The organism is Streptomyces actuosus (genome assembly GCF_016921115.1).
GTDB classification, from domain to species: domain Bacteria; phylum Actinomycetota; class Actinomycetes; order Streptomycetales; family Streptomycetaceae; genus Streptomyces; species Streptomyces actuosus_A.
Genome location: NZ_JAFFZS010000290.1, coordinates 1 through 300, shown reverse-complemented (window position 1 = coordinate 300; position 300 = coordinate 1). Strand labels below are relative to the sequence as shown.

Below are 300 nucleotides of genomic sequence, written 5' to 3'. Positions count from 1 at the left end.
GCGCCTGAGCCGCCAGGTGCAACGCCACCAACGACGACGAACACGCCGTGTCCACCGTCACCGCAGGACCCTCGAAACCGAACGTGTACGCGATACGACCCGACGCGACACTGCCGGTGTTGCCCGTCATGAGGTAGCCGCCGGAATCGTGTTCTCCTGCGCGCAGGAAGGATCCGTAGTCCTGGGCCATGGCGCCGGCGAAGACGCCGGTGCGGGAACCGCGCAGGCTCGCCGGATCGATACCCGCCCGCTCGAACACCTCCCACGACGTCTCCAGCAGCACACGCTGCTGCGGATCCA

1 protein-coding gene is annotated in these 300 nt (G+C 67.7%); it reads right to left on the bottom strand.

From position 1 onward, the window contains the following. Window positions 1–300: beta-ketoacyl synthase N-terminal-like domain-containing protein (locus JS756_RS36365; RefSeq protein ID WP_275892797.1), on the bottom strand; the 300-nt coding region annotated here is incomplete at both ends.